A 262-nucleotide genomic window follows, 5' to 3' on the forward strand; every position below is an offset into this window, starting at 1 on the left:
GGGCTTCCTCATCGACGGATCTGACGGCGCGATCACGGCGGGCACGATCGTCGCGTTCACCACGGTCCAGGCGCGCGTGTCGATGCCTCTCGTGAGTCTCATGCGCGTCGCGCTCGAGATCCAGACCTCGCAGGCGCTGTTCGCGCGCATCTTCGAGTACCTCGACCTGAAGCCTGCGATCGTCGACCGGCCGCAGGCCATCGCGGCGTCGGCGGCGCCGGGGCCGCACGGACGGATCGAGTTCCGCGATGTGCGCTTCCGC

1 pseudogene is annotated in these 262 nt (G+C 69.5%); it reads left to right on the forward strand.

Features of this window, described 5'->3' with window-relative positions:
- Positions 1–262: pseudogene (locus SB754_RS21010) on the forward strand (ABC transporter ATP-binding protein); the annotation flags it as partial.

The organism is Leifsonia sp. SIMBA_070, from assembly GCF_046534635.1.
Classification (GTDB): domain Bacteria; phylum Actinomycetota; class Actinomycetes; order Actinomycetales; family Microbacteriaceae; genus Leifsonia.